Origin of the sequence: Streptomyces sp. 13-12-16, from assembly GCF_002114215.1 — a bacterium.
Classification (GTDB): Bacteria; Actinomycetota; Actinomycetes; order Streptomycetales; family Streptomycetaceae; genus Streptomyces.
Map to the genome: position 1 here is coordinate 1 of NZ_NCTE01000157.1, position 5329 is coordinate 5329.

Annotated in this window: 4 protein-coding genes; 3 read left to right on the plus strand and 1 reads right to left on the minus strand. The window is 71.9% G+C overall.

Translation table 11 applies throughout. The annotated features are described in order from the left end of the window. Positions 1–174 precede the first annotated feature (174 nt). Both B7767_RS07325 and B7767_RS07330 read left to right on the plus strand, forming a co-directional pair. Entirely contained in the window at positions 175–1704 is a 1530-nt protein-coding gene (locus B7767_RS07325; RefSeq protein WP_085571435.1) for a hypothetical protein, read from the plus strand. Further along, positions 1694–3043 (plus strand): DUF4407 domain-containing protein, encoded by a 1350-nt coding sequence (locus B7767_RS07330; protein ID WP_085571436.1) that lies wholly within the window; start codon positions 1694–1696, stop codon positions 3041–3043. Before B7767_RS07325 ends, B7767_RS07330 begins: the two co-directional genes overlap by 11 nt. A gap of 69 nt (positions 3044–3112) precedes the next feature. Here B7767_RS07330 and B7767_RS07335 read toward each other — a convergent pair whose 3' ends face one another. Next, the gene (locus tag B7767_RS07335) at positions 3113–3934 is read right to left on the minus strand and encodes an SAM-dependent methyltransferase (RefSeq protein ID WP_085571437.1); all 822 of its coding nucleotides are present in this window, start codon (positions 3932–3934) and stop codon (positions 3113–3115) included. Positions 3935–4178: 244 nt separating this feature from the next. Here B7767_RS07335 and B7767_RS07340 point away from each other — a divergent pair, with 244 nt between their 5' ends. Then, positions 4179–5312: a hypothetical protein gene (locus tag B7767_RS07340; RefSeq protein ID WP_143652264.1), complete on the plus strand. Its 1134-nt coding sequence runs from the start codon at positions 4179–4181 to the stop codon at positions 5310–5312. Positions 5313–5329 lie beyond the last annotated feature (17 nt).

Sequence of the window (5329 nt, forward strand, 5' to 3'; positions counted from 1 at the left end):
CGGAGCCGGCGGCCGAGCGGTTCGGCCGCTCCCTGGGCGCCGCCCTGGCCCCCGGGGAGCGGCGGCACCTCGCCACCGCCCTGCGGCGGACCGCGGTGCGCCCCGCCCCGGAGACCGCCGCCCTCACCGAGACCTTCCTTACCGCCGTACTGAGCACGGAGGACTGACACAGGTATGGCCGAGAACTATCCCCTCGTCGAGCAACGGGAGTACCGGCGGCCGGAGAAGCGCGTCGGCTGGCTGAACAAGCGCAGCGTGCGCGACGAGGACGAACTGCCCCTGATCGCCGCGCACCAGGTGCGCGTCTTCCGGGTCGGCGAGGAGTACGTCGAGGACCCCGGGCACCTGCGGCCCGACGACCCGCTGGTGACCGGGGCGAGCTCCGTCACGGTCGTCGACCGGCGGGTCGAGGTCCCGGTCGTGGTGGAGACCCGCATCCCGTCCGCCGAGGCGGGCGACTTCACCGTACGGACGACCTTCTACTGCACGGTGACGGACGCCTGCGCCGTCGTGCGCGACGGCGTCACCGACATCGAGGCCCTGCTGCTCGGCCATCTGCGCGAGGTCCCCGGGCTCACCGAGGACGGCAGCGACCTGCCGATCGTCGACTCGGACGCCGTACGGGAACGGATCGACGCCCGGCTGACCGCGTACCACGAGATGCGGCCCGCCCCGCTGTCCGGGCTGCGGGCCCGGCACGGACTGGTCGAGGTCCTCACCCCGGCGGAACTCGCCGAGGACATCGCCAAGCTCCAGGAGGAGCGCCGGCAGCGGGAACGCGACCGGATCAGGCAGGAGTGGGAGCAGGAGTCCGCCCTCAAGCGCTCCTGGCTGGAGACCGAACTGGAGCTGAAGCGCGAGGAGCTGCGCAACACCAGCGCGCTGCGCAAGGAGCGCAACCGGCAGGAGGAGGAGCTGGAGAAGGAGTACGGCCGGCAGAAGCACGAGACGCTGCTCTCCCGGTTCCGGCGCGAGTCCGGCGCCGAGGACCAGCGGCACGAGCTGGCGCAGCGGGCCGAGCTCAACCGCTTCAACCGGGACCAGCTCAGGGAGGACGTCCGGCTGATCGGCGCCGACCCGATCCTCGCCGACTTCAACGCCTGGCGGCAGGGCGACATCAGCGCCGACGAGCTGTCCCGGCGGCTGCACGCGGACGACGAACGCCGGGCCGAGCTCACCGACCGGCGCCGGCGGGCCGAGCTGGAGGACGAGCTGACGCGGCGCGGCTTCGACCGGGACGAGGTGCGCTGGCAGGTGGAGCAGGACGACCGGCGCAAGGAACTCGAACGCCGGGCGGCGCGCGAGGAGGAGGCCGCGCGGCAGCGCGAGGAGAGCCGCCGCTGGGACCTCAAGCACCAGGACCGGGTGCAGGCCCGCCAGGAGGCCCGCGAGGACGCCCACCAGCTGCACCGGGACCGTCACGAGCTGAACCAGCAGGGGCTCGCCGCCTGGACCCAGCTGAGCAAGCAGGCCTTCGAGCGCGGGCTCTTCGACGGCCAGCTCAGCGACCCCGGCGCACACATCAACCGGATCCAGGACATCTCGTACGACGGGGACCGGCCGGCGGCGGAGCGCGGCACCGCCCGGGAGGTCCCGGGCGCCGCCCACCGGAGCATCCCGCAGGGCGAACCCGCCGGCTTCGACGAGGACGACGCCGACCTGGACCTCGGAGGCACCGACTCGGAGGCGAACCTTGGCCACTGACACACCCCTGCGCCTCGCCGACAGCGCGCCCTACGACGACGGCCCGGCCGCCGGCCGCCCCGTCCCCGTGCCGGCCACCGGCCCCGGGACGCGGCTGCGCCGCCTGATCGGCATCGACGAGGCCCTGCTGTCCTGGGTGCCGGAGGAGCGCACCCGCTACACCTGGTACGGCGCGCTCGTCCTCAACACCGCGCTGCTCGGCGCCCTGTCCATGTCGCTGGCGCTCGGCAGCTTCCGCTCCGACCTGCCGATGGTGGCGGTGCTCGGGGTCGCCGCGGTCTGGTTCTGGGTGGTGCTGGCCATGGACAGCTGGCTGGTGTCCAGCACCCACGGCACCACGGTCAAGAAGTGGTCCCTGGTGCTGCGGCTGTTCCTGTCGGTGCTCCTCGGCCTGTTCATCGCCGAACCGATCCTCTTCCAGATCTTCGACAAGGAGATCCGCCAGGAGATATCCGTCGGCAACGAACAGAAGGTGGCCGACTACCGGGGCAGGCTCGTCGCCTGCAACCCCACCGGCGGCGAGTCCACCGCCGGCCGCCCGGAGTGCGCCCGCTACCAGCTCAAGGTGGCCGGCTCCCCGGCCGAGCTGGCGGAGCAGATCAAGAGCAACGAGGCCGGCATGAAGACCCTGCAGAGCCGGGTCACCGAGATCAACAAGACCCTCGACGGCAAGATGGCCACCGAGCAGCGGGAGTGCGGCCGGGACCACTGGATCCGCAAGGGCGGCGGCTGGGACGTCACCATCACCTGCGAGCGGGCCCGCAAGGACTCCTCCTCCTACCGCACGACCAGCAAGATCGACACGTACGAGAAGCAGCTCGCGGGCATGCGGGACAAGGCGGAGACCCTGGAGAGCAGGAAGAACCGGGCCGCCGACGCCTACCAGCCCCTGCTGCAGGAGGCCATCGACACCAAGACCCGCCAGCGGGCCGAGGGCCTCGACTCGGAGGGCATCCTCACCCGCGCGCACGCCCTGCGCACCGTCGCGGACTCCGACGGCTTCGCCCTCTTCATCACCGTCGTCCTGCACCTGCTGCTGCTCTCCCTGGACGCCCTCCCGGTCCTCGCCAAGTTCATGAGCGGCGCCACGATGTACGACCGTCTCCTCGGCTCCCGCTTCGACGCGAGCCGCCGGCTGCACACGGAGGAACTCCAGGTGCAGCAGGCGTGCGTGCGCATGGAGCACGAGGTGCGCCGGCACCGGGTGGAGCAGGAGACGAAGGAGCGCATGCGCCGCACGGAGCACGCGTACCAGCGGGCGCAGGCGGAACGGGCGGTGCGGGAGCGGACGGAACTGGAGGAGCGGATGGAGCGGATCATGCGGACGAGGAGGGTCTGAGCACACGGCCGGAGCGGGTCCGGGGCGTGCCGCCGAGGAGGCGCGCCCCGGACGTCGTGCCGCCGGTGGTCAGGGCTTGCGGCCCACACCGCAGTAGGCGTCCACGGCCGCCGCCGCGTCGTCGCCGTCCCCGTCCGGCCGCCACTCCGGCACCCGTACGACGCCCGGCTCCACCAGTTCCAGCCCGTCGAAGAACCCGGTGATCTCCTCGACGCTCCGCACGTGGTACGGCACGGCACCGCTCGAGTTGTACGCGTTCGAGGCCGCGATCATGCCCTCGCTGGTGGCCGTACTGTCGCTGATCACCAGGTGGCTGCCCGAGGGGAGCCCCGCCAGGAGCCGGCGCACCAGGTCACGGGCCTGCCCGTAGTCGGAGACGTGACCGAGCGTGTTGAGGATCATCAGGGCGACCGGCCGGGACAGGTCGAGCGTCCCGGCGGCGGCCCGCAGCACGGCCTCCGGGTCGTACAGGTCGGCGTCGAGGTACGCCGTCCTTCCCTCGGGCGTGCTGGTGAGCAGGGCGTTCGCGTGGGCGAGGACGATCGGGTCGTTGTCGACGTACACGATCCGGGAGTCCGGGGCGACGCGCTGGGCCACCTCGTGCGTGTTGTCGGCGGTCGGCAGCCCCGTACCCACGTCCAGGAACTGCCGTACGCCCTGCTCGCCGGCGAGGTACCGTACGGCCCGCCCCAGGAACCGTCGGCTGGTGTGCGCCACGTCCACCAGCCCGGGGAAGATCCCCTTGATCTGGTCGCCTATCTCCCGGTCGACCTCGTAGTGGTCCTTCCCGCCGACGAAGTAGTTCCAGAACCGCGCCGAGTGCGGCTTGGTCGTGTCGATCCGGGCACGTATCGCGAAACCGGAGCTGTCCTGGGTGATGTCCTCGGACACGGGCGAACCTCCTGGGGTGGGCGGACAAGGGCCGGCTCCCCAATCTAGGCGAACGGGCTTGTGAACACCGGAAGTTCACGCGGACATGATCACTGCTCCGGCGTGGTCCCCGGCCTCTTCCCCGGGCGGCCGCACGGACCGGCCGGCGTCTGGTGTCCGTGACCACGGCTGCGTAGGTTGACGGGTGGGCGTCGGGTGACGAGGGACGGGGGCCGATGTGGAGCCGGACGACGGATTCGTCCTGATGGACAACACCACGATCTTCGGGGCCCGCAGGGCCTACGGAGCGGATTCCGCGCCACCCTCCGTCGTCGACCTGCGCTCGCTGATGGACGTCCTGGAGGCCGTCGTCCTCATCGAGGGGTTCACCGTCGACAACTCCAGCAGGGACACCCACGTCGACTGGCCCGAGCTGTACCGCATCAGCCGCGCGAACGGCCACTTCTTCAGGGAGACCTCCCTCGTCGCCGACGGGGGCGAGCTGCACGCCGAGCTGCTCGGGAACAGCGCGGCGCACGTGCTGGGCCTGGTGCGGTCGGGCCGGCTGCTCCGGGACCTCGGGTTCATCGCCGACTCGGACGACATCCGGGTCCTGCCGCCGCTCTACCGGGACTCGGCGCAGTTCGTGGAGCTGACGCTGCGGGGGGTCGACCGGGCGCACGAGGAGACCGTCGCACGGGAGCTGAACGATCTGGCCCGCGTCCTCGACGGGAACGGCGAGGTCGTCCGCGGTCTGGCCCACTTCGCCTTCCGCGGCTTCTACTACCAGGGGCTGGCCCACGCGGCCGGCGTCCCGTACATGCCGCACACCTGGCGTTCGAAACTGATCGAGAACCGGCTCAGGCCACGGAGCGTCCGCTTCAGGGATCTGGTGATGGACAGGGTGGGCCTGATCAGGGGCGGGATGCGCGACCGGGTCAACGGCGAGCTCGGCGGCGCCGCGATCTCGGCGGACTTCCCGCTCATCGCCTCGTACGTCGTCGGTCAGTGCGACAGCCGGGCAGCCCTCCTGGCGACCGCGGTCGAGGTCCGCCGCAGCGCCGGGGCGACCGCCCTGCGGAAGTGGATCCACGGCATCGAGGACAAGCTCCGCAACCAGGAGGACCTCGTCGCCATCAGGGCGGCCCAGGAGGAACTGAGCACCCTCGTCCACGAGACCGAACGCGAACTGGGCCTGAGCCGGGCCGAGAAGCAGCAGGTCACCCTCACCCTGGGGGTGCCCATGTTCTCGGCCGAGACGACGACCGCCCTCCCCGCGCGCTCCCGCCGCCCGCGCCTGATGTGGCCCCGCCGCCCCCATCTGGTGTTCCTCCGGGAACTGGCCCGCGAGTCCGCCCGCCTGGCCCCCTTCGACGTCGCCTTCCGGCGCCTCGGCTGACACAGGCGTGCGGGGGG

What these genes read in the sequence shown, in the direction of transcription:
- B7767_RS07325 (WP_085571435.1), top strand. Translation starts at nt 175, where the DNA reads ATGGCCGAGAACTATCCCCTCGTCGAGCAACGGGAGTACCGGCGGCCG.
- B7767_RS07340 (WP_143652264.1), top strand. Translation starts at nt 4,179, where the DNA reads ATGGACAACACCACGATCTTCGGGGCCCGCAGGGCCTACGGAGCGGAT.